Source organism: Flagellimonas sp. 2504JD1-5 (genome assembly GCF_053618295.1).
This window is the reverse complement of record NZ_JBSIOU010000002.1, coordinates 507,674-534,260: the sequence shown is the minus strand read 5'-3', so window position 1 is coordinate 534,260 and position 26,587 is coordinate 507,674. Positions and strand designations below refer to the sequence as shown.

The following is a 26,587-nucleotide window of genomic DNA, read 5'->3' as shown; positions in this document are numbered from 1 at the left end:
ACTCCTATAAACATCCGTAATATTGTAGGCATCAATCAGGCTTCAATGCGGAAATCCTCAAATGCAACTTCGGTTATCTTGGCTTTCTTTGCCATATACGTGATTTGGGGGTCAACCTATTTGCTCAATAAGATTGCGGTACTGGAACTTCCTCCATTTATGTTGGCTTCTTTTAGGTTCACCACCGCCGGGATTCTAATTTTTATCTGGGCCAAGATTATTGGCATAAAGATTTTCATTACCAAAAAGCAACTGGTCAATACTATTATTGCGGGGTTTTTGTTTTTAAGTTTTGGTAATGGGGTAGTGGTTTGGGCCCTTAAATATGTAGATACAGGCTTCGCAGCGTTGGAAATATCGGCACAGCCACTGATCATCTTGTTATTGATGTGGATTTTACAAGGAAAAAAGATTCAGCCGATGTCCATTATCGGTGTAATCTTGGGTTTTGTTGGAATTTATCTTTTGGTGAGCCAAAAACAGGTCATTACCAAAGAGGGTTCCGTTATGGGTATGATCATGATTTTTGCCTGTATGCTGAGCTGGGGGTATGGCAGTCTCTTTGTTGGAAAAGCAGACCTGCCATCCAATTACTTTGTAAACACCGGCTATCAAATGTTTACGGGTGGGATAATTTTGGCCATGATGAGTGTTGGCTTTGGTGAACAATGGTCTTCTCCGGTTGAATGGAGTGGTAAGGTGCAGTTGGTGATGGTACTTTTGGTAATTTTTGGTAGTATCTTGGCTTTTACGTCATTCAACTACTTGTTAAAAACCGTTTCTCCAGAAAAGGTGGCAACATCTACTTATGTAAACCCCATAGTGGCCCTAATTTTGGGTTGGTACTTTTTGGAGGAGAAAATTACTATGCAATCGATAATTGCAGCAGTGGTTTTGCTGACCGGTGTTTATTTTATAAACACAAAAAAGAGCTTGGCCATTTTTGCCCGTTTCAGAAAGTGATTTTCAGTAAGACTGCTTAAATCTGTGGTGCATTTGGATGAAATTCGTCAGTTTGAGTGAATTTTTACATTTATCAAATGAGAAAGTTTGTATCGAAAACAAGAATTTCAACTTCCTCGAGGTTCTCGATACGATTTTTTCGTTCTACTTCGACTTCACTCAGCAACCACTCAAAATCACTCGAACAGACGGTTTATCATAAGTTATTTGCGTAATGCACAACGGGTTAATTTAGTACGTCGATGCGGTGCGTGTACTTGACCGTTATGATTTGATTGTTCAACAAATCCAGATCATTATCATCCTTTACAATATTGAAGACTACAAAAAGGCCTGTATTCGCATTTTGAAGCCATCCAAATCGAACATTGGCCGAAGTAATTTCAGATACATTGTTACGTTGTACCAGACTTTGCACAAACATTCTGGGAGTGAACGAATACGAGAGTCGTAACCCGCCAACCAGTGCGGTCAGGTTTCCGGTATCCAATTGAATGTCACTGTGACTAAATATCAGCGAAGAATTAAAACGGTCTCCAATTCGATATCTTGCAGTACCACTATTGGTGATGCGTTTTCCGTTGAAATAACCTCCAATGAGCGTTCGGGTATCCAGTGAAAAGGCATTGTTGGGATTGGTAATGAGTACCAGTTGCAATTCTTCATTTTTATAATTGCCTACGGGGACCGTCACATCGGAAATATTAAAATCCTGCAGTACCCGTTCCGTGGTGAAATTTATCCCAGTGTGCACCTCAAACCCGCTTTTAAATTCCCAGTGATTGTCCACATGCAAAAACCCGGTGATAAGATCATCATCAAAATTCCAATACCCACGATACGAAACATGGGGGCGTATTTCTAGAAGTTTCCCTGCATTTTTTAAGCGATGTGCCTTCCATATTAAAAATTCAGGCTTACGGAAAGCAGTACGTTGTAAAAAACCAACCTCCGGATTAAAACCTTCGCCAACTTCGGTATAACCAGCCCTTAAATCCCATCCATTCCAATTGTAATTTGCCAAAATTTTGTAGGCATGGTCATCACTGTCAATCCCCGGAGTGGTGCTTTTGGCAATAAATCCATTAATTTCCGCCTTGTTGCCAATGCCCCATTTTCCGTCCATGGCATATACCCGATTGTAGTCGTTGTCCATACTTCCAAGTCCGGCCCTGTTGATGAAGATTCCGCCCAGCGAAGACCTCGTGCCTTGAAAATCATGATTGACCCTGGCTACGGAGAAATTGTTTTTTTCAATGCCCGCAGTTTCCACATCCTCTGTAAACATGCTGAGCAGTCCAACATTGGTTTGCCCAACCTTTCCAGACAAACGCGCCCCGCCAATAATGGGTACCAGGCTACCATCGTTTCCAATCCCTATTCTTCTACTGAAAAATAAATCCACCTCTCCTGGACTGCCCACACTGAATTGTCCAGCATTTTCCAAAAAGAAAGCCCTTTTTTCTGGAAAAAAAAGATTGAACCTATCCAGATTTACCTGCTGGTCATCAACTTCCACCTGGGCAAAGTCAGTATTATAGGTAAGATCCAGAGTCAAACTAGGAGTGATACTGTACTTAATATCTGCACCTACCTCAAAGTTGGAATCTGTTTCACTTGGCGATACGGAGTTATCGTTTACAAATTGCCCCAGAGCATATGGAATCAGTTTTAGATTTCCCGGGTTTTTCAGGTTGAGGGCATTGAGTTTTCCGGCCAATGAAAGTCGTTTCATATCAAAACCAAGTGGCAGAGAGGTCCAATAAGCTGTTTCTGTGTTCTTGCTGATGTTCCTTCTAAAATTGAGCCCCCAGGTTTTGTTTTTTCCCGGAGCAAACCGGAGCGAACGAAATGGAATGGCAAATTCAGCACTCCAACCATAATCCCCAAGTTGGGATTTAACAGTCCATGTGGCATCCCAATTTAGATTTGTGCCGCCAATAACCCCTCCTTGCTGTCTGTTGGTATTAAAGTTTCCTTTTCCTTCGTTATCAATTTGTGCATCATATTCCATTCCCTGGGCGTTGGTGCCAAAAAGAAACCCATTTTGCTGGTCGTTATAGGTATCGATGATAAACAAAAAACTGTCCTCGTCGTTTAAGCTGGCATCGCGGCGGGAATCGGAGACCACAATATTGGCCGCGTCTGTATCATAACAAACCACGGAAACATAAAATGTTTTGGAAGTATAGGCAATTCGTATTTCGGTTTTTTCTGAAACCGGCTGACCGTAATTGGGTCTTATTTGAACCAGATTTTCAATGGCCGGAACACTTTGCCAAATAAGATCGTTCAATATTTCACCGTCAACTTCTGGCCCTTGTTCAAGTTCAGTGGCTGAATATTGAGGTCGCACCTGTTCTGCATCTTGATTTAAGTTTTTTTGCGCTGATAAAGTAGAAAAAAATAAGGCTGAAAAAAAAACAGCACAGCAAAGCAGGACTTTCATAAATGTTGGTTGGGTTAAAAGTTAAAGATACTGTTTATATCGGAAATTATTTGAAGATCGTGTATCTTGTATAGGCTGAAAATTATGCCATGTCCGTATTTAAAAGAATTTCCTTTTTATTGTGTTTATCGATGACTTTAGCTTGTGGTCCACAGAAACAAATTGTTCCATCTGCTTCACAAATGGAAGCATTGAATACTTTGGTTGCCGATAAATCTTTTGTGATTGATGTGATTGCAGCCAGACCTTTGGCGACGGGGTCTGTGAGTAGAGTGGCCAATTCTGGTCTTTTGCCTCCCGGCAGCAATGTTAGTAGGATTGATCTTACCGGTATGTCGAGCTATTTGAGGGTTGTAGGGGATAGTGTGGCCGCTGATCTTCCTTATTATGGAGAGCGACAAATGTCGGCGCCTTATAATTCAAACAATACTGGTATTCGGTTTGAAGGTATTCCTAGGGATTTTGAAATTATACCCAATGACAAAACATCCGGATATACCGTCAAGTTTAGAATCAGTGATGGTCCCGAGGCGTTTGATGTTGCAGCGCAATTGCTACCTGATAAATCGAGTACTATAAATATCAACAGCACGCATCGAACAGCTATTTGGTACAACGGCACCGTATCAAAGTATAGCTTGGAATAGGGAGATTTACCAATTAATTGGTTTAAACGATTGTCCAATTTTTAATCGTATTCCCGAAGACAGGATAAGATATTCATCCCTTCCTTGTTTCTCTTTGGACTTTATTTGACTTTTATTGACAATGTACTTTCTATGAATTCGGATAAAACCCGGACCAAGGGATTTTGCCAATAAGCTAAGCTTTTCCCTTTTGATAAAGGTTTCGTTGGCCACATAAAAATTTGCATAGTGTCCATCAGCTTCAATCCATTCCACGCTCTGCAAGTCTATGGTCATTAATTTACGTCCTTTAAAAACATCAATGGTCGGAAACTTTTGTTGGCTAAGGTGGACATAAACTGCAGATCCCATAAGCATGATCAAATGATAAAGGGCCTCGCGTCCAAAGTAATACCGGGCATATTCCATATCAATAAAGTAATCAAAATAGCCAAGTCCGTGCAGTACCACATTTGAGATCAAATAAAAAAGGAAAAGACTAACGGGTGCCATAAGTAAAACCAGACCCCAATACCCATGTGGATATTTCTTGCGTATTGCTATCTGAATCTTTAAAGAAACCGCAATTACTGGAATGAAAAAAAGCACGGAAACGAATAGATAAACTATAGATACCCATATGCTATAACTTGCATGGTCGCTATATCTAATAATATTTTGAACCAAGGTAATGGCAAAAATCACGAGTAGGACAATTGCCGATAGGTACAAAAACCTTTTTTCGTTTCGAATAATCAACACGCTAATGAAAATTAAAAAGTATTCATGTAAGTTACCAAATAATACCAAATGGCGCGATAAAAAACTTAAGTCTAACCAAAAACTCCTTTGAGCATTTTTTCATTCAATCCTTTGGATTTCAACCATGCTGCCAGCTCTTTGCGTTCTCCCACTTCAGCATGATGAAGTAAGGTAAACCCATGTGGCCCAGGAGCATTTAAAAAATTTGGATAATCAGTGACCCATTTTTTTATAAAATCATCACAACCCAAAAACGCATAATTAAAAATATCCAATCTGGCCCCTCTGCTTACCAAAAAGTCGGCGATATCCTTTCTGCCCATATGGGATGCACCACCTACAGCTGTTTCAAAATCTCCTTTTTTAAACTGACTTGTGCAATTAAGCAAAAGTGGATACTTGTCCAGTATTTTTTTAGTTTCTTCCAAACTTCTATGGGCGGCGAATACGAATTCTAAAATTAATTCTTGATCAAAAAGATCGTCCTGTGCATTTCGCTGTCCCGCTATCAAAGTGCCTGTTCCTACTGTGAGCGCGCCACCTAAGAGTAAATTTTGCCTTAAAAATGTTTTTCTGTTCATTACTGTCCGTATTTTAAATGATGTTACAAAAAAGGAATATTAAACAGATTTAAATTGCTTTTGTACAGCCCTTTGTCTTGAAACTGCTTTGAAACGGCATGAAATTGCCGTTGGCTTAAACTCTAACACCATATCAATTCTTTGTGAAATGGACCTGAAGCTAAAAACAAAGCTTTTATAGCTATAGAAGATGCGCTTGTTTTTATGTATTTTAGGTGAATCGAATCAATCACAATAAATCTCCTGTAAAGAACAGCAAATCCTTCGACCAAGTTATGGTTGCATTTTCAAAAAACAACATTACCTAAACCTAAAATATGTCAAGAAAAACCACTTTTTTGATTGTTTTGTCACTATTGACCATTGCTTGTAATAGCAAAAAAAATCAAGAAAAAGACAAAGCTGATAATCTGCAAGACCAATCTGAAGAAGCTGTAAGCCATGAAACGAGTCTGCCTCTTGAAAATTTAAATTTACCACCAGGATTTAAGATTCATGTTTTTGCTGAGGGATTGGATGGAGCAAGGTCTATGACAATGGGCGATAATGGAACTTTGTTTGTTGGCACCCGAAATGAAAATACCATTTATGCACTACAGGATTTGGACAAGGACTTTTATGCCGAAAAAGTGATGGTTTTGGATACGACGCTTGAAGCACCCAATGGAGTTGCTTTTAAAGATGGTGCACTATACGTGGCTGAGGTGAGTCGCTTACTACGATATTCGAACATTGAAGAACAATTATCCGATTTGCCAGAACCAGAAGTGATTTATGATGATTATCCAACCGAGTTTCACCACGGATGGAAATATATAGCGTTCGGTCCTGACGATAAGCTTTATGTTCCGGTTGGAGCTCCCTGCAATATTTGTGAGCGCACGGACGAGGATGAACGTTTTGCAACCATAACCCGAATGGATCCCGATGGCAGCAATAGAGAAATATATGCCAAAGGTGTTCGAAATACCGTTGGATATACGTGGCACCCAGAAACTGGAGATCTTTGGTTTACCGACAATGGTCGTGATATGTTGGGTGACGACATTCCGCCATGTGAATTGAACAGGGCAACAGAAATTGGCCAACATTTTGGATATCCGTATTGTCATGGTGGAACAGTTAAGGACCCGGAATTTGGAGATAAATTTCCGTGTTCTGATTTTATTTCTCCGGTGCAGCCCATGGGTGCGCATGTGGCTCCGTTGGCTGTAAAATTTTATAGGGGGGAGATGTTTCCTGAAAAATACAAGGACTACGCATTTGTTGCTGAACACGGTTCATGGAACAGGTCTACTAAAGTCGGATACCGAATTTCTTTGGTCAAATTGGAAGGCAATGAAGCCGTAGGTTATGAAACCTTTATTGATGGATGGTTAGATCAAGAAAAGCAGGAAGCTTTTGGAAGACCGGTTGATATTCTTTTTTTGGAAGATGGCTCAATGTTGATATCAGATGATTTTGGTGATGCCATATATCGAGTGACCTATAATTAATATCCTTTAGCACAAACATATTTTATCATGCAGCGCAGAACCTTTTTAAAACAATCTACATTGGCCATGGCTAGCACAACCCTTCCGCTTTCAGCTTCCGGTTTTTCCATTGAGTCAAAACCCAAATATAAAATGGGGCTTCAATTGTTCACCATACGCGATGCAATGGAGAAGGATCCAATCGGAAGCTTGCAAACCGTAAGGAAATTGGGTTATGAAGATCTTGAGATTTACGGATATGATGGGGAGAAGGATACGTACTATGGCTATAAAACTTCCGACTTTGGAAAAATTCTGGAAGATCACGATTTAACGACTTCCAGTGGACACTACGGTCTAATGAACTTCTTTGACAAACCAGAAACTGAATTGATGCGTTATGTAGATCAATGTATTGAAGGAGCAACCCAACTAAAACAGGACTATATAACCTGGCCATGGCTAGACCCGAAATTTAGGAATGAAGAAGGATTTAAAAAGTTGGTGGATAAACTGAATATGATAGGGGAGCAGGTAAAGAAAGCTGGTTTAGGGTTTGCATACCATAACCACGGCTTTGAATTTGATGACCTAGGTGGAACAAACGGATATGAAATAGTGGTCGAAGGTACAGATTCTTCCTTGGTGAAATTGCAAATCGACTTGTATTGGGTGATGCATTCCTCAAAAAAGACCGCGATTGAAATTATTGCGGATCAACCCGACCGTTTTGTAATGTGGCATATCAAAGATATGGATAAGGTTACTCGTGATTATTCTGAATTGGGACAAGGATCCATCGACTATGTTGATATGCTTCCCAAATTGGACAAATCTGGTTTACGGTATTATTATTTGGAGCAAGGGGGAAATTTTGCAAAGAACTCTATCCAAAGTATTTCTGATAGTGCAGCTTTCTTTAAAAAAAAGCTGCAAAGATTTTTGTAGGTAAGTATTACTATCTAATATCGGTGTATTTGTGATGAGTTAAATCCCGCATTTTCCAAGCGTAATTTTCCTTCCCCTCTTTATCCTGTATCTCCAAGAAAATATGGTTGATACCACGTGCATCATTAGAAATTATTTTTTCAACTGCGTAATTCCAGTCCTCTTGCGAGAAAACGTACTCTTGCCTATCCGCAGGCGTGTTTTTTACGGAAACTCCATTTTTGATAATGAGATTTGGAGCATTTGAGGTTGAGTTTGGTTTCTTCCAACAGACGTACCTTATCGAGTTGTCTACAAGCCGGTCAATTCTAATGGTAAATTCAAAATTATCGCAAAGAATGAGATTGGCTTTTACATTTTTATAGAGTTCTAAAAGTGCCATTTCCTGCTCTGTTTGGTTGGCTTCAGCCTTAACATGTTTTGGTGCCTGGATTAATTGCTGTTCAACTTTGTTTAAATCTTTGGTTGTTCCTGAATTTTCACAGGAATAGGTAATTAGGAGTATTAGCCATATAAAACGATAACTTTTCATATCCCATTCCTTTTTTTCCAACTCATACCATGTAGAAAGCCGATCATATATAATATGATTGCGGATAGAATTAAACTAAATATTTGTAATCCACTTATAATCTCTAGCGTAGTCATTTTCTTATGAATTTTAAACCAAGCTATTGTTATTCTTTAGCGGTCAACTCATTCAATTGATAGATGCCTGTTTTGAGTTGAGGAAACAGGCAGTAGAGTCCATGAAATGTAAAATCGATGTTATTTTTGAAATTTTTTAATACCTTACCGAATGAATATTCGGTCTATGCTTAAACCTATCACTAAAAAAATCGATTTGTTGGAGACCTCTTTATCCCTTTTTGTAGATCAAGGTATTCAAAAGACCTCTATGGCACAGATTTCTGAAAAGTCAGGCGTTGCAGTAGGAACCATCTATCATCACTTTAAAAGCAAGGAAGAACTTATTGAAGGGGTTTACCTCTATATATTGGATGATTTGGGAAAACACATCGCCTTTTCAGCGGACGAAACCGTCTTGGATTTTAAAGAAAGATTCAGCCTGTTGTGGATGAAGGGTTTCAATTATTACATCAAATATCCAAACAGATTCAGATTTCATGACACTTATAGCTATTCTCCATTGATTTCCAATTCATTGCGAGAATATGCAAGGGCTTTCTATCAAACCGCATTTGACCTAGTACATGAAGGAATATCTAGCAAAATCCTTATCGATACACATCCCATTTTGATTATGAGATGGTTGTACAACAGTCTTTCTACAATCATTCAAATAAAACTCGACAATGAATTTGGGGTAACCGATAAGATGGTTTCCACAACATTGGAAATGACCTGGCAAAGTTTAACCTATAAAACCGAATAATGAAAAAAATATGGATTGCAACGTTTTCCTTGATACTGGTAAATACGGTGTTTGCACAAAACAACAAGTATCAAACCGTTGAGGAAACAGTAAATAAAATGCTCGAAATTATATCTGTGGATATTGGCGAAGAGCCCGACTGGAAGGAGTACAGAAATTTGTTTTTACCAACGGCCCAAAAAATTATGCGTAGCCCAAAAGCCAAAAACCCCGCAAATAAGGTTCGTTCATTTACAATTGAAGAGTTCATCCGTTATGTAGGCCCATTATATGCCCGGGATGGTTTCGATGAAAAAGTACTTGGTTTGAGCATCAACGAATTTAATGGGGTTGCAAACGCATTCCAGTCCTATCATTCCAAAAATTTAAAGGGGACCTATGATAAAAAGGGAATAAACAGTTATCAACTTGTGTGGGTGAATGGTAGATGGTGGATTGCCAGCACAACCTGGGCAACTGAAACTGAAGAGAGCAAAATTCCAGAGAAATATTTGGACAAATTATAGCTTCAAACGGCAATTTGGCCGTCAAATGAACTTGTAGCTTGTTGTGTTGATTGTGTAAAAACCGACAAATATTTATAAACCAAACACTTATATGCTTTACTTTTAAATATAGCCTATTCAAAAATGATGGATAGATTAAATATGTAACACTCTCGAATTATGAAGATTTTAAAAATGCTAGTTTGGACTTTGTTGTTAGTTGCTTGTTCCTCAGATGAGGTTAAAGAGGATGTCCCGGTTGATGAAGAGACAATATTCTTGCAAGAACTACAAGCTGTGGTGGATTCTAAAATTGGCTCCGATAAACTGCTTGGAGCTTCAATTTCAATTCGGGTCGATGGGGAAGAGCGATGGAAACTACAAGGGGGAATTTCCAATGCTGAAACACCAGTTTCTGGTGATATGCGATTTGGAATAGCCAGCATTACAAAAACTTTTGTTGCTGCTACTGTGCTAAAATTGGCAGAGGAAGGGGAATTGTCATTGGATGATCCAATTAGCAAGTGGCTCAGTTTAAATTCACCCAATATTGATGAAAGCATAACCGTTCAACAACTACTTGGACATTTCGCGGGGCTGCTCGGGTATTTTAGACATCCAGATATCTGGCCTCGAGTAGAAGGAAACTTAACAACTGCAATACCGCCCATTGAGTTGGCCGATTATGTCGGGGAGCCAGTGTTTAATCCTGGGGACAGATATGAATATTCAAACTCCAATTATTTGGTGTTGGGGTTGATTATTGAGTCGGTGACGCAAAAGACCGTGGGCGAAGTATTCCGTGAAAAACTTTTTAATCCCTTGCAATTGGGTAACATTTATTTCCCAGCAAATGAAAGTTTAATAGGTCCGGTTGCCACTCCGTGGCGCGATAGTAATGGAGATGGAACCCTACAAGATATATCCGACGAATTCGGACCAGCCTATCATAGCATTTTTTATACCGCAGCAGACGTATTTTCAACAGCCTCCGACCTTTCCATGTGGGCACAACACTTGTTCAATGGCACTTTATTATCCCAAGAAACCAAGAATCAAATGTTGAATTTCACACCCCTTGGAGACCCTATTGCCACAGGATATGGACTAGGTATAAGAGAGGTGACTTTTGTTGGTAAGTCCATGTGGGGCCATACCGGAGGTATGAGGGGCTACGGTTCCTATATGTTTTACGACCCAGTGAGCAAAGTAAGTATAGCCATGCTAAATAATCAGAGTAGGTCACAAAATGGTCCGTTATTGCGATATGAACTGGTTAATGAGTTACTTCAAAAAATCTTCTCAAAACCTTTATAATCAATGTGATAAATATTTTTGGCACAATGGGTAACCTTTGTGGGAAGAAGTAGTTTTCATTTGATAAAGAGGAAAGACTATACATCATTTTCTATCCTTTTTGTTCAATTTATTTTATTTAACTAGCCTAACTTCAAATCAAATTGTAATTTGAAGTCATATCCATCCAAAATACAAGCGACCACATGATTAAAATTGCATACATCGGAGCCGGAAGTCTTCAATTTGGCCCGATTATAGTTCAAGATATCTTGTTAAGCGAAAAATTATGTTCCAGGGGTTTGGAAATCCATCTTATGGATATTAAAAAATCGCATTTGACCCATGTCCATGCCCATGCCGACTATGTAAACAGTAAACTGAAACGCAACGCTAAGATTAGTTCTGGGACAAGCCGCAATGAGGCCATAAAAAATGCTGACTTTGTGATATGTGCACTTGAAAAAGACCGTAACGTCTATTGGGCACAGGATTTTCATATCCCTAGAAAGTACGGGTTTAAACAAGTTTATGGTGAAAATGGAGGAGTTGGCTCCCTGTTTCATGCCCTGCGGAACATTAAGGTCATCATGGATTTGGCCAGAGCTATGGAAAAACTTTGTCCCAAGGCACTTTTATTAAATTTCTCCAATCCTGAGCATAAAATATGTGAAGCAATCACCCGATTGACCAGTGTAAAGGCGGTTGGACTCTGTCACGGCGTTTTTATGGGACGTGAGCAATTATCGGAATTATTGGATGTTCCCTTGGACGAATTGCAAACAAAAGCCTGTGGGATTAATCATTTTACCTGGTTCCAAGAAATCAAACATAAACCTACAGGGGAGGACCTTTATCCCAAACTGAAGGAAATGGAGCAAAAAGGAGATTGGTTGGCCAAATGGCACGAGCTGGCTTTAGGAAGGATATTGTTTCGAAGGTTTGGGCAATGGCCTTCACCAGCTTCCAACCACTATGGGGAGTACATACGTTGGGCTGAGGAATTTGTGATTCCGCAGCTGCAATTTTTTTATGACCCTTATGATGGACATCCGTGGGAAAACAACCAGATTCCCGAAGGAGTGTATACTGTGGACAAGGTAGATTACGATCGCTCTTGGGACAAAGACTGGAGCAAAAAACTATTACCGGTTGGCAGTACGGAAGAAATTGTTTTGGAAAATGAGGACGGAAGTTTTAAAAGCTCTGGAGAAATAGCCACACTAATTATGGAAGCCATGGTCACCGGACAGAAACAATGGTTGGAAGCAGTTAATATTCCGAATAAGGGTGCCATTCCCAATTTACCCGATGATTTAGTGGTTGAGGTACCTGCGTATTGTGATGCGAATGGAATCCAAGGAATTCAGCTTCAACCCATGCCTGAGGCTATAGCTGCCACCATTCGTTTGCACGCAAGCATCCATCAACTATTGGTAGAAGCATATGAGAAAAAATCGAAGGATAAATTGTTGCAGGCCATTTTAATTGAACCCACGGTCGATTCATACAGAAACGCTGTTGCCATGTGCAACGAAATGTTGGAATTACAAAGCGAAGTTTTACCGGTCTTATGCTAATGGTAGATTCAGCTCAGCAAATAAATCAGGTAAATCATGGGCTTGAAACGCTCGATTGGGTCGTCATTGTGGTTTATATGCTGATTACAATTGCTATTGGTGCATTCGTTGCCAAACACAAATCCAAGAATATCACGGATTTTTTCGTCGCGGGGCGTAGTTTGCCTTGGTGGTTGTTGGGAACCTCAATTGCCGCAACATGGTTTGCTACAGATGCCCCTTTGGCAGTAACGGCTTTGGTAAGAAGCAAAGGAATTTATGGAAATTGGTTGTGGTGGTATTTGGGAATTGGTATAATGATGATGGTATTTTTTTATGCCAAATACTGGCGAAGAGCCGAAATTTTAACCGATGCCGAACTTATTGAAATGCGATACAGTGGTAAATCCGCTTCTGTGCTTCGAGGATTCACCGCTGCTTTCTACGGAATTTTCAAGAATTGTATCACCTTGGGCTGGGTTATGCTGGCCATGTTGAAATTTTCCCAGATCATGTTAGGATGGAGTGCCGAATTTGCATTGGTCATAACTTGTAGCTATGCATTGATACATACCTTGTTATCTGGTATTAAGGGAGTGGTCATTTTGGATATGCTTCACTTTTCGGCAGGTACGATCAGCACCATACTTTTGGCAATTTTGATTTTGGTGCAAATTGGAGGCCCAACCGAATTGGCTTCACAAATTGCATCACAGCCAGATGCCCCTGCAGGAGTAATGGATATGTTGCCCAATCTTTCCCATATCGGACCAACAGAAATGGTTGCTTTTGTCTGTCTTATTGGAATATTGTGGTTGGGACAAGCTCAAGGGGATGGTTACATTGTGCAACGACTCTTCTCGGCCAAAACTGAGAAACATGCAATAAAAGCCTCATTATGGTTTGCAGTTGCCGGGGTGGTAATCTTAACCTGGCCATGGATAGTGGTTGGTTTGGGCTCAATAGTGATCTTACCTATTTCAGAAGCATCTGAAGCATTGTTGGCAGACCCAGAACTGGCCTATCCCATGATGATTTTAGAAGTTCTTCCTTCCGGATTAAAAGGGCTTTTGGTTGCCGCATTCATGGCGGCTTTTATGAGTACTGTTGATACACATCTTTGCTGGGGAGGGTCATATATGGTGAACGATATTTACAAACGCTTTATAAAAAAAGAAGCCACCCCGGCACATTATTTAATGGTTTCACGTATCGGAATTACGGTGTTGTTGTTACTTTCGGCTATGGCAGCTTGGCAAATGGACAGTATTGCCGGAGCATGGATTTATATCATTGAAATTGTTTCTGGAATCGCTATCATTTTAATGCTACGATGGTTTTGGTGGCGCATTAATGCCTGGTCTGAAATAACTGCCATGATATCCGCTTTGGTACTTGCCAATGGACACTTAATTGCCATGGGAGCTCATAAAATAGGATGGATAGGAGAGTCGCTTCTCATCAAAATAAATTTTTGGTATAATGACGAGCATGCTCTGATTCGGGCAACCATTATTCTGTTGTTATGCACGGCAATCAGTCTGGTTGTGACCTTTATGACCAAACCGGTGGAATATGGTACCCTGATTGCCTTCTATAAAAAAGTCAATCCCAAAGGATGGTGGAGTCCAGTCTCATCGCAAATGACCGTTAATAAAGTAGATTCAGAAGGGAACGGAAAGAGTTGGATGGGATTCGTACTTGGGGTTATCTTTTTAAACAGCATTCTTTTTAGTGTGGGACATGCAGTTTTGGGAAGGTATCTATACGCATTGGCTTTATTAATTGTTGGATTGGTCAGTGGATGGCTTACACTTCAACTTGTTGAAAAAGTGAAAACCCAGGAATAGCATGAGAATTCAATATTTTGAAAACAAAAAAACCTTTACCTCGAAAGCCACTGGGTTAATGATTCAGGAAATAGACCGAAAACCAAACTTACTAATGTGCACAGCAACGGGAAATTCACCATTGCCGGTATATCGAAATTTGGTCAAGGACTTCAAGTTGAATCCGGAGCGGTATGCCAAACTTAGGATATTGAAATTGGATGAATGGGCAGGTTTAGCTAACATGTTTGGAAGCTGCGAGGCGTATTTGCAAAAGGAATTGATCAACCCGCTTAAAATTGCCAAGACGAACTATTTCGCTTTTGATGCGGAAACCAAAGACCCGGAAGGGGAATGTAGTAGGATAAAGAACCAGTTAAATAATGAGGGGCCGATTGGACTTTGTGTATTAGGGTTGGGAAAAAATGGACATCTCGGGTTCAATGAACCTCCAGCTTCAGCTGATCAAAAATGTCACGTGGCCAGATTGACTCCATCATCACAAAATCATGGAATGGTTGCAACTCATACCGAAAAACCTTCTTACGGAATGACCTTGGGGATACAGGAGATTTTAAACTCCAAACGAATATTACTTTTGATTTCAGGGGAGGGTAAAGAAAATGTCAAAAAACAATTTTTATCCAAAAAAGTTGACCCAGAATGTCCGGCTACGTTCTTGTGGTTGCATCCAAATGTGGATTGTTTCATTTTAGAAAACTAACTCAATTTAGATAAATCGTTTTTCCGGTTCTAAACGATTCATCAGCGGCCAAAACAATGTTCAAACTATTTATGGCATCCTCCAAGTGTTGAGATAAATCCAAATCCTCTTCAATGGCCTTTAACAAATATTCTTGTTCCAACTGACAAAGTTCGTCATGGGATGGTTCATTGTCAATAGGAATTTGCTCATCTTTTTTAATAAAGTTCCCGCTTTCATCCATATCACTGAAATGCAGATGTAATGCTCCTGTTTGTGTATGTTCATCTATGTTTTGGGATGCTGTATCCGTTTTTTCTGCGATGCTCACGCTTCCTTTTGGCCCGATTACATCTTTTACAAAAAAAGCCGTCTCACTGATCATAGGTCCCCATCCGGCTTCGTACCACCCCACAGAACCATCATCAAACGTAACCTGCAACTGTCCATAGTTGTACATTTCAGTGCCTATCTCCTGGGATAGTTTTGCGCCAATACCGCTTACCTTAACCGGTTTGGCCTGTGTCATCAAGCACATAATATCTACATAATGTACTCCGCAATCGACAATAGGTGACATTGATTTCATTAAATTTTTATGTGTCTCCCATTGAACTCCGCAGCTTTGCTGGTTCAAATTCATACGCATGACCAAAGGTTTTCCCAAGTTTTGTGCGAGTGACACAAATTTTTTCCATGCAGGATGTACCCTTAAAATATAACCAACCACTAATTTCAGGTCGTTGTCCTTGGCTAGTTGCACCAACTCCATTGAATCCTTAACATTGGTAGCAATGGGTTTTTCAACAAAAACGTGTGCCTTGGCGTTCAAACTCTTACGGATATAATCCGCATGTGTTTCGGGATAGGTGTTGATGGAAACCACGTCTGGCTTTGTTAGTTTTAAAGCCTCCTCAAAATCCGCATAAGTGGGCAAACCACCCAACTCATCGGATAATTTGTTTCTACTTTCTGGACTTCGACTTACCAACCCCACTATCTCAAATTGTTCCAGTTTATGATATGCCCTTGCATGGGAAGTTCCCATATTGCCACATCCAACCACCAAGACCTTGTATGTTTTCATTTTCTAAAGTTATTGCACATCAATATTAGGCATTGTGCGGAAAATAAAGAAGTACTCTCCAAAAATGGAAAAGAAAGTGGCATTTCCAACAAACTGGAACAGTCGGACTCAGTTGATCACAACAGTTTCGTCCAGAAAATCGATGCTGGTACTGCCCGTCAAATTGGCAAGTTTACTTTGTGAAACCTCTCCAGCACCTAAAAAACGGTAACGCACCCCGGCAATTCTACCAATACTTTCGTTATAACTTCCGGAAAAGAGTTTCTCGCCTTCTAAAAGTATGGTCAAATGCCTATCCTTCACCTGAATTTTGATATCCTTGGCCTCGGAGAGGTCCATACCGAGCTGTGAAAGGTCGTGCTCTTTACCGTTTAAGTACGTATCGTTCATCATCACATATAATTCCGAAGCGCAACCGGGAATACCAAATGCGATGACCATGGCGCCTTTGGTACCCAAAATGATGATGTATGACTTTTGGCATACAGCCCACTTATCGCGATAGATATTTTTAATGGTGGATACAAGTTCAAAGTTGTCGCCGGAAATAGGTTCAAAGTCTTTCACCATATGAAAAGTGGTGTTTATGGGCTCTTCTGCTGCCGCCACTTCGGAGATTATAGCTTCGGGCATGGAAACCCTATCCTTGTAAATGTCGTAGGATTCGATGTATTTTGGAATTGGTCTATAATCCAAAGTGCCCAACCAACCTTCGGTTTTTATAAAAAGATCATGTTGTTTTATGACCTGCCCGTCAACCAAAAGCTTCGCTCTAAAATAACCTGGAAAATAATATTGTCCGGTAGCTTGCGTTTGCCCTGGTTTTAAATTTATGGTCTTTGTTGGGTCCCAATATTGTTGAATGTGGATACTATCAGATTTAATTTCACTCAAATCGAAATTAAAAACAACGGAATTTGGCAATCCCTTGGCAAGAGGTCTGCTTTCGAAACCAATTATGGAAGCGTCTATGTGCACGGCATTATCGTTTGGGCCTTTTAAAGAGAAAAACGAAATAAAAATGATGGTCATTACAGAGGCACTCAACATGATCACTCCAAGATTGGCACTGATCATTTTGGAAATACCTGTCTTTTTTTTAGTTGAAGTTTTGGCTTTAAAATCCCTCCAATTTTCAAACCCGGCAAATTGCGCAAGCGTGTTCAATGTGGTAATACTGGGTTTACTCTTATAATCGATGCGACCCCACACCCTTTTTAAGGTCACCGGACTCAAAAGTACCTTGGTGTCTTGTTGGATTCGGTCACTCAATTCTAAAAACATGTCGTTATGCCAAGAATCTGAGGTACCCCAGCCCAGGGTTTCCTCAATCTGTAATAAACATTTTTGTACCAAGTGGCGTTCGGGATACATTTCTAGGATTTGTAAAACAAAGATCACAAAAAAAATGCAGCCTGAATGCGAATGAACCAACTTGAACCAACTTGTTTTTGCATTTTGCGTCTCTTGTTGGAGCTTTGGAATATCAAAAAATAAGAAGTCATGAACAAAACAATCATTTTATCCATTCTCTTTCTTTTTAATCTATTCTTTGGTTTCAGTCAAGAAGCTATTTCCTTAGATACAGTTCATCTGGAAATGAATACGCAGTCGTACATCTTTGAGGATTTCAAAGGACATAAGACCATTTATTTTAAGGGGGGAACAGTTGGTTTAAAGGATATTTCATTTTTAAATGGGACCATTGAATATGACATTTATTTAACCGAAGATCGTGGATTTCCTGGAGTGTACTTCAGAATAAATGATGGGAACGCGGAACAGTTTTATATCCGGCCACATCAGTCTGGAAACCCGGATGCCAACCAAGCTAATCCGGTAACCAATGGGCTTTCTAATTGGCAGTTTTATTTTGGCCCAAAGTATTCCTTTCCACATAAATATACCTTTGATAAATGGACCCATGTAAAAATTGTGGTCAACGACCGTCGGGCCCAGATATTTTTGGATCATTCGGAAACACCCCATCTTTCTTGGCAGTTGTTCCATGAGCCCGAAGCAGGAGGCATCAGTTTTTCAGGCGGGCTTGTTCGCGGTTTTCATATTGCCAACATTAAAATTGACCAACAGACCCCTGTCATCCAAAACTTTGAGCCTGGAAACAGGGAACCTATTGAGAATGTTATAGGGGAGTGGACAGTATCTGACAAATTCGAGGAAAAAGAACTGGAGGCCACAGAGAACATTGGCTCTTTGATTTCTCGCTTAAAATGGAACAAAAAAATTTTCGTGGAGGAAGGTGTCGCTGCCAATATCTCCAGAGCGGTTGAATTGCGGAACGATACACCTGGAAATACAGTGTTCGCAAGGTTGACTATAACTTCGGACAAAGATCAAATCAAACTTTTTGATTTTGGTTATAGCGATAGAGTAGTGGCCATTCTCAATGGCCAGCCCATTTATAAAGGAACTAATCGATTTCAGTCAAGAGATTATCGATACTTGGGAACCATAGGTCTTTTTGACGCAATTTATCTGGATTTAAAGAAAGGAAAGAACACCTTACTTTTAGCTGTTTCCGAAGACTTTGGTGGTTGGCTGGTAACGGGTAGATTTCCGAATTCCGAAGGCTTAAAAACAAAATAACCATAGTTTAAATCCTTTTGGGAGGATACCATCCCATTGAAGAAACTTAATCATAAAATAGTGTTGACCTAAGCACCAACATCCATAAAGTGTAGTGTTTGATTGTTTATGGATATCCTTTTGAGTAGCATCTAATTGTTTGTAACATCCTAGCAATCAAAGAAAAACCTTAATTTTTTTAAGGTTTTTCTGCAATGGGGTGTGCCGATAATTTCATACATTTAAAGTTCAAGAATTTCATCTTGAACTAAACTTCCCCCTTTTATAGTAAAGAAGTGTCAACTTGCATTGCAAGTGTGTTTTGTATACCAAAGTTTTTACTAAAAAGTACATCCTATGAATATTAAAAGGCATGTCATCACAGTTATTCTGTGCCTATGTTTACTGATTTTATTATTCAATTCCTGTTACTCCGTACGTTTACGAAGTGTTGAGGGTGCCTATAACCCTGCTGCCCCAATTGTCCGTGACGATTATTACCGCGATATGGAAGTGATAGAGTTGGATACGGTCATAACCATTGGTGCTGCAGATAAGGATTTTACCTATTTGATCAAGGTTACCGATAAATGCCCTACAGGAAAACTGCATACCATAGAGTACCGAAATACCTTGGGTGGGGTTCTTCTGAGCGCTGTGACCTTCGGTCGTAAGCGATTGGTGAAAATAAAGTATGTCTGCATGAAAAATCCATAATTCAAATTGTATGGCCCGAACAACAAAACTTTCGCTCAGCGACTGGGATACACTCCACGCCAACGGACCTTTCCCACTAAAAACACTTTATAAAACCAAATTGGAAGCGTCGGCATTAATGCCTTCAACTCTAGATCGGTACAATGATGCTGCCCAAGAAATCCAAAAATTAATCAAGGAAGCCAAAAATAAGAATCAGGGATTCCGAGCTTATGGCTCGGCATGGTCCATGTCCAAAATTGCACATCAAAAAGACAGCATGCACTACAATGCGCATATGAACACCTATTTCTCCTTTATGGACCAAGACCTGCATGCCCTATCGGGCTATGATGCATCCAATCTGTTTCTATTTCAATGTGGAAACAATATCAAGGAGATTTCTGAAAAGCTGGCCGGGCACGGCAAATCGTTAAAGACGTCTGGTGCAAGTAACGGACAAACCATTGCGGGTTGCATTTCTACAGGGGTGCATGGGTCCGGAATCAATGTAGGCTCTGTTCAGGATTATGTGGTTGGATTGAACATTATTATCGGCCCTGATCCAGGGGATATTGTGTATTTGGAACGACATACAAAACCCGCATTGAACGACGTATTTGTGCAAAAATTAAGGTCAAGGGTCATACGAAACGATGGACTTTTCAATGCGGCACTGGTAGGATTGGGATCTTTCGGATTTATCCATGGGGTGGTCATAGAGGCGCAAAATCTGTTTTTGATTAAGCGTTATGTGCGGGAGTTAAAAAAAGAAAAGGCCATTGCTTTGGCTGAGAGCATGGATTTTAAAGGATTTAAATCCATTCCTTCCGAATTGGATTCGGCCGGAAACGGAAATATGCCCTACCATTACAAAGTGTTTGTCAACCAATACAAGGATAATGGCAACTATGTGGTTGAACTGATGTACAAAAAGCCCTTTAAATTGAATTATCCCGATCCGTTTCCAGTGATTAAAAAATCCATTTATCGGGATTTGGTCAATCTGGCGGTGGAGATCGGCTCTCGTGTTCCAAGCACCATCCCACTTTTCATCAATGCGCTTAAAAATTCAATTTTGCCAAAGGTCAATGAGGAATCAACAGGTACTTTGGCCGAAACCTTTTGGGATGCACCGTACCAAGGACCTGCTTATGCCTGCTCTTTCGGAGTGGATCATAAAAATTCTAAAAAAGCCCTAGAGGTTCTTACGAAAGTTAGCATTGACGAAGGACCGATACCGGGCATTTTTGCCATGCGTTTTATCAAAAAATCAAAAGCTACACTATCCTTTGCGCGATTTCCAACAACCTGCATGGTTGAAATTGATGGGGTTTTGTGGAACGAGAAGAAGAATATTGGGACCCTGAAAGGCTTTTCCAAAAAAATGATTCAAGCCTTAAAGGACAACAATATTCCGTTTACCATCCACTGGGGAAAGAATGCAGATTGGGCATTTCCTGGGCTTATTGATCATATGTACGGTCAGGATGCCAAAACGTGGCGTGAATACCGTTGCGCACTACTGAGCAATGATATGCAAAAATTATTCTCCAACGAGTTTTTGACACAAACCGGTCTGGCGAAGAAAGAAACGGTCAACGATCCCAATTTGATCAAATCTTTGGTATAACACAGTTGAAAATACTAATTAGAGTACTATGGTAAGAAAATCTAGATTGGAAATGGAGTACGAACTAAGATTGACTAAGAAAATCTTAGAACGAATTATCGAAATGAACAAGGACAAAGACCTAAACACACCAGATGAACAAGAAATGGATAAGATTCAGGAAGACTTGAAAAATGAACTGGAGCGGGAATATCCTACTTATAAAATCCAAAAAAAATAAGCAATCATGGAAGGCAATATACTATCCAATATAGGACAACGATTGGAAAACATTGTGATCAAACCCAATGTGGACGAAAAACGGGAAAAAAACCGCGGCGTGTTGGCCATGGTTTTTGTGGTGCTATTCTTCTGTGTGATTTTTGTGACCTTCTTGATTGGGTACAACACCCAAGATTTTGGCACAAATGATTATAAAGACCTATTGACCACGGTGTCATCAATTCTATCTGGTCCCCTTGGGTTTATCATAGGGTTTTATTTTAAGGAAAGGCAATCGGCAGAGCCCAAGAAAGACGAATCTTTGGGATAGCAGCAGCTTAATTCAGGCAATGTCGGCCTATTTTCCTAATAACGGACCACAGGCCTGAACGAATCAAAATTTTCGTAAGCAATGGCCGAAGAAGCAGACCCTCTTTTTTTGAATTTATACAGAAAAGCTCCTTTTTTAGAAGAGGATTTGTCTTTTTGGTCCGTTTTGATGAGAATGTCCAATGACAGCATTTTTTTTCTGAAGTTCCCCGAGTCAAATTCGGTGCTATAGATTTTCTCGTACAGCGTCTGCAATTGGGACAGGGTAAAAAGCTCAGGGAGCAATTCAACACCAAAGGGCTGGTTACTTGCTTGCGCCCTAAGTTGGCGTATTGCATCCTGCACCATTTGTCCGTGATCAAAGATAAGTTCGGGAATCTCATCTAAATTGAACCATTGGGCATCATTGCTTTGAATGGAGTCCAAATGGAACTGCTCAATCCGAATCAAACTATAGTAAGCAACTGATATTACACGCTCTAAGGGATCTCGTTCAACCTCACCGTAGGTTTTAAGCTGTTGTAGATATACATCACTGAGGCCCGTTAGTCGGTATAGGACTTTCTTGGCTCCGTCATCCAGTGAATCTGAATTTCTGATCAGGGAACCGATAAGGGACCAAGAGTTGAGAAAAGGCTCCACCTTTCTTTTAAAAAGAAGCAATTTGAGGTTTTCACCATCAAACCCAAAAATTATACAGTCCACTGCAACGGTTATGTGTTGATTTAGGTCATACTTGCTGGCGGACATGCTATAATTGGATTGGCAGAGTTTAAATTAAATCTTGTTGTAAAAATAATGAAACATTTTCTGGATAGGTAAGAGGGTGCTCTTAAAGAAAACTTAATTATATGGACCGCCTGGTTGGTGTTCAGATGTATTTGTAAGACATGACTGCACTCACTAAAAAGATTGTTAAAATGGGGTTGACACTACAATTTTATTTGGTATTCAGTGGTACTGCAGTTGTTGGAAAGTATATAAATCAATTCAATAAAACATGACAAACGTCATGTTTTGAATCCTTTTTAAATCAGAAATTCCCATCCGAATTATAAACCCTTAATATTTCGACCTTGATGGAATTTTTCTACAAAAATGTTGTAAATTCAAACAAATCATCACAATCTTCAACCTCCAACCAAATGATACGAACTGCTGCCTGTTTGTTCCTTCTTTTATTTATGGCGCTGGCAACGCGTGCTCAGGTTAAGGTTGATGCAGAGATAAGGCCCCGTTTTGAATTCAGGCATGGTTTTCAATCGCTCTTTCCAGACAATGCGGATCCATCTGCATTTGTTTCGCAACGAACTCGATTGAATGCGGGGTATAAAAATGAGTATCTAAATTTTTACCTGAGTGTCCAGGACATACGAGTATGGGGAGACGTTCCCCAATTGAATAGGGCTGATCGTAACGGCTTCGGTGTCCACCAAGCGTGGGGTGAATTATTGTTTTCTCCTGAGCTTTCCCTAAAAATGGGTAGACAAGTGCTCAACTACGATGACCAGCGAATTTTTGGTGGTGTCGCATGGGCGCAACAAGCCCGAAGTCACGATGCTGCCGTATTGAAGTATAAAAAGGATGACTTCGGTTTTCATCTGGGGGCAGCTTTTAATCAAGATGGGGAAGCCAACCTGAATAATATACTTACAACCAATACCTATAAGAGCATACAATATGGCTGGTTTCATCAGGATTGGGATGGGGTATCCGCCAGTTTTCTGTTCTTGAACAATGGTTTACAATTTATCGATGCTTTTAATGCGGATAATAATGAAACACGATTCAGCCAAACCATTGGTACCCACCTTAAAGGTTCTGAAGAAAAATTGGGATGGTTCGCCAATCTGTATTATCAATTTGGAAAGGATATTGGTGATAATGACCTAAGTGCCTATTTGTTGGCGCTTGAAGGAAGCTATAAAATAGAGCCCAAGTGGTCTTTGATTCTTGGAGGTGAACTGATAAGTGGCAATGATAATGGAGCACCGTCCAACGGTGAAAATAAGGCCTTTACACCATTTTACGGAACCAACCATAAGTTCAACGGGCTCATGGACTACTTTTTTGTAGGCAACCATGGCAGTAATGTGGGGCTTTTGGATGTATATGTGGGGTCTGTAATAGGATTAGGAGAAAAGACCTCCCTCAGTGGACGTATCCATAATTTTTCTGCTGCTGCTGATTTAGCAACAACGGATTCCAAACAGTTGGGGGTAGAAGCAGATTTCGTCCTCAATTACAACTTTAAAAAAGATGTCAACATCAAAGCCGGATATTCCCATTTATTTGCTTCCGAAGGAATGGAATTCCTGAAGAACAATTTTGATGACAACTCCAATTATTGGGGTTGGGTTATGATAACCATTAAACCGACATTATTTCAAACTAACCTAGATCAGTAAGCATGCCGATAAAAAGTTATTTAGTGCATCCATCAGAAGGAAAAAAAGCCCAGTTGGCACAGCAACTGTCCAAAATGGAACACTGTGAGGTATTGCCAGCTGAAAACGAAGAAGTACTGATTTTGGTCACTGAGACCGATTCAAAACAGGAGGAACAAGAATTAAAGGAAAAACTAGAACAAATAAGTGATATAAAGCTAATGGCCATGGTGTCCGGCTTTGACACTCCAAAAAAAGCATAGTATGTATCAATCCGTACACACCAATAGGCGCGATTTTATTAAAAAAATGGCCATGTTGTCAGCAATGACAGCTGCGGCCAGTATGTTCCCGGGAATTATCTTCGCCAAAGAACAGGAAGAGGGAATCCCAGCTGAAGCCAACCTTGACTGGAAAAAAGCTCCATGCCGTTTTTGTGGTGTTGGCTGCGGAGTACTCATCGGAACTGAAAAAGGAAAGGCCATTGCCGTAAAAGGTGACCCAAAATCGCCTGTGAACAAAGGATTATGCTGTGTAAAGGGCTACCATTCCATCATGGCGATGTATGGGCAAGACCGTTTGACGAAACCTTTGGTGAAAAAGAATGGAAGGTATGTGGAAACCTCAATGCAAGAAGCGTTGGATTTGGTCGCTTCCAAAATGCAGGAAACCATCAAGGACCATGGCAAGGACTCCGTATCCATTTATGGGTCCGGTCAGTGGACCATACCCGATGGTTATGTCGCATCGAAACTCTTTAAAGGATGTATCGGAACCAACAATGTTGAAGCCAATGCCCGTTTGTGTATGGCCAGTGCGGTTACCGGTTTCTTGACTTCATTTGGAATTGATGAGCCCATGGGCTGCTATGAGGACATGGATCATGCAGATACATTTGTACTGTGGGGCAATAATATGGCCGAGATGCACCCTGTTTTGTTCTCTCGATTATTGGACCAGCGATTAAAAAGAGGCGTAAAGATCATAGATTTTGCTACCCGCACCACACGGACCAGCATGGCTGCGGATAAGTCGATCATCTTCTTACCGCAAACGGATCTGGCCGTTGCAAACGCTATCTGTTACGAGATAATCAACAATGGCTGGATGAACAAGGCCTTTGTGGAGGAGCATTGTAATCTTAGAAAAGGCCTGACCAATATGGGATATGGTCTGGAAGACAACTATAAATTCACCGATAAGCCAGAACCTATAACGCTAGAAGACTTCAAGAAGTTTTTAGAGGATTATACCCCCGAAAAGGTTTCCAAACTCTCTGGGGTTTCTGTCAAGGATATCAAATATTTGGCGGCGCATTATGGAGACCCTAATAAAAAGGTAATGTCGCTTTGGTGTATGGGAATGAACCAGCACACCAGGGGAACTTGGATAAACAACTTGGTGTACAATATCCATTTGCTTACTGGAAAAATTTCAAGCCCTGGGAACAGTCCCTTCTCCTTAACAGGCCAGCCAAGTGCCTGTGGAACAGTCAGGGAAGTGGGCACCTTAACCCATAAATTGCCTCACGGAGTAGTGATGAACAAAGAGCATCGAGAGTTTGCTGCGAAAATTTGGGATGTTCCGGTTGAAAACATCGACCCAAAACCCACCTACCATACTGTTGAAATGTTCAGGGCTTTGGATAGGGGAGATATTCGTTTTATGTGGATTCAGGTTACCAACCCTATGGTCACCATGCCCAAACTGAAAAGGTATCGTGATGGTGCCAAAAAGGAAGGCCGCTTTATTGTCGTCTCGGACATTTATCCGACACCCACTACGGATATAGCCGATGTGATTTTACCTTCTGCTATGTGGGTGGAACGGGAAGGAATGTATGGGAATTCAGAACGCCGCACCCAATATTTTGAGCAGATGGTAGAGCCGCCGGGAGAAGCCATGAGCGATACTCTTCAACTTATTGAAGTAGCGAAACGCATGGGCTACGAAAAACAATTCTACTACAAGGACGAGACCCATATTGAGGAAATCTATACCGAATACCGAAGGCATCACGACAACAAAAAGCATAATATGGCTCCGCTCGAGGTGCTGAAATCCCAACCTGGAGCCATGTGGCCGTATGTTGATGGCAAGGAGACCAAATGGCGTTTCAATGCCAAGTATGATCCCGCTTGTTCCAATGGAAAGGACTTCCATTTTTATGGAAAGAAAGATGGAAAGGCCATCATTTGGCAACGCCCCTACGAGCCTGCTGCGGAAGAACCTGATGCCGAATTCCCATATTGGCTGGGAACCGGAAGGGTAGTGGAGCATTGGCATACGGGATCAATGACAAGGCGGATTCCCGTCTTGCATCAGGCTATGCCACATGCTTATGTAGAATTACATCCAGATGATGCTAAACGAATGCAGATACGAACTGGGGATAAAGTGAAGCTCACTACGCGAAGGGGTGAAATTACCTTACCTGCTTCGGTTAATGAACGAGGAGTACCGGCACCCATGCAGGTCTTCGTGCCCTTTTTTGATGAGAATATGCTCATCAATGACATCACTCTGGATTCATTCTGTCCCATTTCCAAAGAACCAGACTATAAAAAATGTGCGGTAAAAGTTGAAAAAGCCTAA

25 protein-coding genes are annotated in these 26,587 nt (G+C 40.6%); 18 read left to right on the top strand and 7 right to left on the bottom strand.

Going from position 1 to position 26,587, the window contains the following annotated elements; translation table 11 throughout:
- Nucleotides 1-45: 45 nt before the first annotated feature.
- Complete coding sequence (locus ACULLG_RS11890; RefSeq protein ID WP_452127014.1) at nucleotides 46-963, top strand: EamA family transporter; 918 nt, start codon at nucleotides 46-48, stop codon at nucleotides 961-963.
- A gap of 226 nt (nucleotides 964-1,189) precedes the next feature.
- Here ACULLG_RS11890 and ACULLG_RS11885 read toward each other — a convergent pair whose 3' ends face one another.
- Complete coding sequence (locus ACULLG_RS11885; RefSeq protein ID WP_452127013.1) at nucleotides 1,190-3,412, bottom strand: DUF5916 domain-containing protein; 2,223 nt, start codon at nucleotides 3,410-3,412, stop codon at nucleotides 1,190-1,192.
- Nucleotides 3,413-3,594: 182 nt separating this feature from the next.
- Here ACULLG_RS11885 and ACULLG_RS11880 point away from each other — a divergent pair, with 182 nt between their 5' ends.
- Nucleotides 3,595-4,059, top strand: coding sequence for a DUF4251 domain-containing protein (locus ACULLG_RS11880; RefSeq protein ID WP_452127012.1), 465 nt, complete (start codon nucleotides 3,595-3,597; stop codon nucleotides 4,057-4,059).
- A gap of 6 nt (nucleotides 4,060-4,065) precedes the next feature.
- On the opposite strand, the gene ACULLG_RS11875 is transcribed toward ACULLG_RS11880, so the two are convergent.
- Together ACULLG_RS11875 and ACULLG_RS11870 are read right to left on the bottom strand one after the other, a co-directional pair.
- Complete coding sequence (locus ACULLG_RS11875) at nucleotides 4,066-4,800, bottom strand: LytR/AlgR family response regulator transcription factor (RefSeq protein WP_452127011.1); 735 nt, start codon at nucleotides 4,798-4,800, stop codon at nucleotides 4,066-4,068.
- Nucleotides 4,801-4,871: 71 nt separating this feature from the next.
- Entirely contained in the window at nucleotides 4,872-5,381 is a 510-nt protein-coding gene (locus ACULLG_RS11870; protein WP_452127010.1) for a hypothetical protein, read from the bottom strand.
- Nucleotides 5,382-5,698: 317 nt separating this feature from the next.
- On the opposite strand from ACULLG_RS11870, the gene ACULLG_RS11865 reads away from it, so the two are divergent.
- On the top strand, nucleotides 5,699-6,877 hold the full coding sequence (locus ACULLG_RS11865) for a PQQ-dependent sugar dehydrogenase (protein WP_452127009.1): 1,179 nt from the start codon (nucleotides 5,699-5,701) through the stop codon (nucleotides 6,875-6,877).
- A gap of 27 nt (nucleotides 6,878-6,904) precedes the next feature.
- Entirely contained in the window at nucleotides 6,905-7,804 is a 900-nt protein-coding gene (locus ACULLG_RS11860; protein WP_452127008.1) for a sugar phosphate isomerase/epimerase family protein, read from the top strand.
- A gap of 10 nt (nucleotides 7,805-7,814) precedes the next feature.
- On the opposite strand, the gene ACULLG_RS11855 is transcribed toward ACULLG_RS11860, so the two are convergent.
- Nucleotides 7,815-8,336 (bottom strand): hypothetical protein, encoded by a 522-nt coding sequence (locus tag ACULLG_RS11855; protein WP_452127007.1) that lies wholly within the window; start codon nucleotides 8,334-8,336, stop codon nucleotides 7,815-7,817.
- Nucleotides 8,337-8,618: 282 nt separating this feature from the next.
- Between ACULLG_RS11855 and ACULLG_RS11850 the strand changes: the two genes are divergently transcribed.
- The 6 genes from ACULLG_RS11850 to ACULLG_RS11825 all read left to right on the top strand — a co-directional run bounded on the left by ACULLG_RS11850 (nucleotide 8,619) and on the right by ACULLG_RS11825 (nucleotide 15,093).
- The gene (locus tag ACULLG_RS11850; protein ID WP_452127006.1) at nucleotides 8,619-9,200 is read left to right on the top strand and encodes a TetR/AcrR family transcriptional regulator; all 582 of its coding nucleotides are present in this window, start codon (nucleotides 8,619-8,621) and stop codon (nucleotides 9,198-9,200) included.
- Entirely contained in the window at nucleotides 9,200-9,706 is a 507-nt protein-coding gene (locus tag ACULLG_RS11845) for a hypothetical protein (RefSeq protein ID WP_452127005.1), read from the top strand. Before ACULLG_RS11850 ends, ACULLG_RS11845 begins: the two co-directional genes overlap by 1 nt.
- Nucleotides 9,707-9,865: 159 nt before the next feature.
- Nucleotides 9,866-11,002, top strand: coding sequence for a serine hydrolase domain-containing protein (locus tag ACULLG_RS11840; RefSeq protein WP_452127004.1), 1,137 nt, complete (start codon nucleotides 9,866-9,868; stop codon nucleotides 11,000-11,002).
- A 185-nt stretch (nucleotides 11,003-11,187) separates the two neighbouring features.
- The gene (locus ACULLG_RS11835) at nucleotides 11,188-12,561 is read left to right on the top strand and encodes a family 4 glycosyl hydrolase (RefSeq protein ID WP_452127003.1); all 1,374 of its coding nucleotides are present in this window, start codon (nucleotides 11,188-11,190) and stop codon (nucleotides 12,559-12,561) included.
- Nucleotides 12,510-14,390 carry a sodium:solute symporter family protein gene (locus ACULLG_RS11830; RefSeq protein ID WP_452127002.1) on the top strand — a complete coding sequence of 627 codons (1,881 nt, stop codon included), beginning with the start codon at nucleotides 12,510-12,512 and terminating at the stop codon, nucleotides 14,388-14,390. Before ACULLG_RS11835 ends, ACULLG_RS11830 begins: the two co-directional genes overlap by 52 nt.
- Nucleotide 14,391: 1 nt before the next feature.
- The gene (locus tag ACULLG_RS11825; protein WP_452127001.1) at nucleotides 14,392-15,093 is read left to right on the top strand and encodes a galactosamine-6-phosphate isomerase; all 702 of its coding nucleotides are present in this window, start codon (nucleotides 14,392-14,394) and stop codon (nucleotides 15,091-15,093) included.
- A 1-nt stretch (nucleotide 15,094) separates the two neighbouring features.
- On the opposite strand, the gene ACULLG_RS11820 is transcribed toward ACULLG_RS11825, so the two are convergent.
- Together ACULLG_RS11820 and ACULLG_RS11815 are read right to left on the bottom strand one after the other, a co-directional pair.
- Nucleotides 15,095-16,159: a Gfo/Idh/MocA family protein gene (locus ACULLG_RS11820; RefSeq protein ID WP_452127000.1), complete on the bottom strand. Its 1,065-nt coding sequence runs from the start codon at nucleotides 16,157-16,159 to the stop codon at nucleotides 15,095-15,097.
- Between the two features lie 108 nt (nucleotides 16,160-16,267).
- A complete protein-coding gene (locus ACULLG_RS11815; protein ID WP_452126999.1) occupies nucleotides 16,268-17,533 on the bottom strand; it encodes a hypothetical protein in 1,266 nt (421 codons plus the stop codon).
- 129 nt (nucleotides 17,534-17,662) lie between these two features.
- Between ACULLG_RS11815 and ACULLG_RS11810 the strand changes: the two genes are divergently transcribed.
- From ACULLG_RS11810 to ACULLG_RS11790, 5 genes are all read left to right on the top strand, one after another.
- Nucleotides 17,663-18,766, top strand: coding sequence for a hypothetical protein (locus tag ACULLG_RS11810; RefSeq protein ID WP_452126998.1), 1,104 nt, complete (start codon nucleotides 17,663-17,665; stop codon nucleotides 18,764-18,766).
- Nucleotides 18,767-19,102: 336 nt separating this feature from the next.
- Nucleotides 19,103-19,462: a hypothetical protein gene (locus tag ACULLG_RS11805; RefSeq protein ID WP_452126997.1), complete on the top strand. Its 360-nt coding sequence runs from the start codon at nucleotides 19,103-19,105 to the stop codon at nucleotides 19,460-19,462.
- Between the two features lie 10 nt (nucleotides 19,463-19,472).
- Nucleotides 19,473-21,074 (top strand): FAD-binding protein, encoded by a 1,602-nt coding sequence (locus ACULLG_RS11800; RefSeq protein ID WP_452126996.1) that lies wholly within the window; start codon nucleotides 19,473-19,475, stop codon nucleotides 21,072-21,074.
- Nucleotides 21,075-21,102: 28 nt separating this feature from the next.
- The gene (locus tag ACULLG_RS11795) at nucleotides 21,103-21,294 is read left to right on the top strand and encodes a hypothetical protein (protein ID WP_452126995.1); all 192 of its coding nucleotides are present in this window, start codon (nucleotides 21,103-21,105) and stop codon (nucleotides 21,292-21,294) included.
- Between the two features lie 6 nt (nucleotides 21,295-21,300).
- Nucleotides 21,301-21,606 (top strand): hypothetical protein, encoded by a 306-nt coding sequence (locus tag ACULLG_RS11790; protein WP_452126994.1) that lies wholly within the window; start codon nucleotides 21,301-21,303, stop codon nucleotides 21,604-21,606.
- Nucleotides 21,607-21,641: 35 nt separating this feature from the next.
- On the opposite strand, the gene ACULLG_RS11785 is transcribed toward ACULLG_RS11790, so the two are convergent.
- Nucleotides 21,642-22,355, bottom strand: a complete 714-nt coding sequence (locus ACULLG_RS11785) for an NUDIX hydrolase (protein ID WP_452126993.1) — start codon at nucleotides 22,353-22,355, stop codon at nucleotides 21,642-21,644.
- A gap of 395 nt (nucleotides 22,356-22,750) precedes the next feature.
- Here ACULLG_RS11785 and ACULLG_RS11780 point away from each other — a divergent pair, with 395 nt between their 5' ends.
- Genes ACULLG_RS11780 through ACULLG_RS11770 form a run of 3 tightly spaced genes read left to right on the top strand, consistent with a single transcriptional unit; the run spans nucleotide 22,751 to nucleotide 26,587 of the window.
- On the top strand, nucleotides 22,751-24,013 hold the full coding sequence (locus tag ACULLG_RS11780; RefSeq protein WP_452126992.1) for an alginate export family protein: 1,263 nt from the start codon (nucleotides 22,751-22,753) through the stop codon (nucleotides 24,011-24,013).
- A gap of 2 nt (nucleotides 24,014-24,015) precedes the next feature.
- Complete coding sequence (locus ACULLG_RS11775) at nucleotides 24,016-24,255, top strand: chaperone NapD (protein WP_452126991.1); 240 nt, start codon at nucleotides 24,016-24,018, stop codon at nucleotides 24,253-24,255.
- Nucleotide 24,256: 1 nt separating this feature from the next.
- On the top strand, nucleotides 24,257-26,587 hold the full coding sequence (locus ACULLG_RS11770; protein ID WP_452126990.1) for a molybdopterin-dependent oxidoreductase: 2,331 nt from the start codon (nucleotides 24,257-24,259) through the stop codon (nucleotides 26,585-26,587).

Coding starts and splice junctions, on each gene's coding strand:
- ACULLG_RS11890 (WP_452127014.1), top strand. CDS start 46: ATGCGGAAATCCTCAAATGCAACTTCGGTTATCTTGGCTTTCTTTGCC.
- ACULLG_RS11885 (WP_452127013.1), bottom strand. CDS start 3,412: ATGAAAGTCCTGCTTTGCTGTGCTGTTTTTTTTTCAGCCTTATTTTTT.
- ACULLG_RS11880 (WP_452127012.1), top strand. CDS start 3,595: ATGGAAGCATTGAATACTTTGGTTGCCGATAAATCTTTTGTGATTGAT.
- ACULLG_RS11870 (WP_452127010.1), bottom strand. CDS start 5,381: ATGAACAGAAAAACATTTTTAAGGCAAAATTTACTCTTAGGTGGCGCG.
- ACULLG_RS11865 (WP_452127009.1), top strand. CDS start 5,699: ATGTCAAGAAAAACCACTTTTTTGATTGTTTTGTCACTATTGACCATT.
- ACULLG_RS11860 (WP_452127008.1), top strand. CDS start 6,905: ATGCAGCGCAGAACCTTTTTAAAACAATCTACATTGGCCATGGCTAGC.
- ACULLG_RS11855 (WP_452127007.1), bottom strand. CDS start 8,336: ATGAAAAGTTATCGTTTTATATGGCTAATACTCCTAATTACCTATTCC.
- ACULLG_RS11850 (WP_452127006.1), top strand. CDS start 8,619: ATGCTTAAACCTATCACTAAAAAAATCGATTTGTTGGAGACCTCTTTA.
- ACULLG_RS11845 (WP_452127005.1), top strand. CDS start 9,200: ATGAAAAAAATATGGATTGCAACGTTTTCCTTGATACTGGTAAATACG.
- ACULLG_RS11840 (WP_452127004.1), top strand. CDS start 9,866: ATGAAGATTTTAAAAATGCTAGTTTGGACTTTGTTGTTAGTTGCTTGT.
- ACULLG_RS11835 (WP_452127003.1), top strand. CDS start 11,188: ATGATTAAAATTGCATACATCGGAGCCGGAAGTCTTCAATTTGGCCCG.
- ACULLG_RS11825 (WP_452127001.1), top strand. CDS start 14,392: ATGAGAATTCAATATTTTGAAAACAAAAAAACCTTTACCTCGAAAGCC.
- ACULLG_RS11820 (WP_452127000.1), bottom strand. CDS start 16,159: ATGAAAACATACAAGGTCTTGGTGGTTGGATGTGGCAATATGGGAACT.
- ACULLG_RS11815 (WP_452126999.1), bottom strand. CDS start 17,533: ATGTATCCCGAACGCCACTTGGTACAAAAATGTTTATTACAGATTGAG.
- ACULLG_RS11810 (WP_452126998.1), top strand. CDS start 17,663: ATGAACAAAACAATCATTTTATCCATTCTCTTTCTTTTTAATCTATTC.
- ACULLG_RS11805 (WP_452126997.1), top strand. CDS start 19,103: ATGAATATTAAAAGGCATGTCATCACAGTTATTCTGTGCCTATGTTTA.
- ACULLG_RS11800 (WP_452126996.1), top strand. CDS start 19,473: ATGGCCCGAACAACAAAACTTTCGCTCAGCGACTGGGATACACTCCAC.
- ACULLG_RS11795 (WP_452126995.1), top strand. CDS start 21,103: ATGGTAAGAAAATCTAGATTGGAAATGGAGTACGAACTAAGATTGACT.
- ACULLG_RS11790 (WP_452126994.1), top strand. CDS start 21,301: ATGGAAGGCAATATACTATCCAATATAGGACAACGATTGGAAAACATT.
- ACULLG_RS11785 (WP_452126993.1), bottom strand. CDS start 22,355: ATGTCCGCCAGCAAGTATGACCTAAATCAACACATAACCGTTGCAGTG.
- ACULLG_RS11780 (WP_452126992.1), top strand. CDS start 22,751: ATGATACGAACTGCTGCCTGTTTGTTCCTTCTTTTATTTATGGCGCTG.
- ACULLG_RS11775 (WP_452126991.1), top strand. CDS start 24,016: ATGCCGATAAAAAGTTATTTAGTGCATCCATCAGAAGGAAAAAAAGCC.
- ACULLG_RS11770 (WP_452126990.1), top strand. CDS start 24,257: ATGTATCAATCCGTACACACCAATAGGCGCGATTTTATTAAAAAAATG.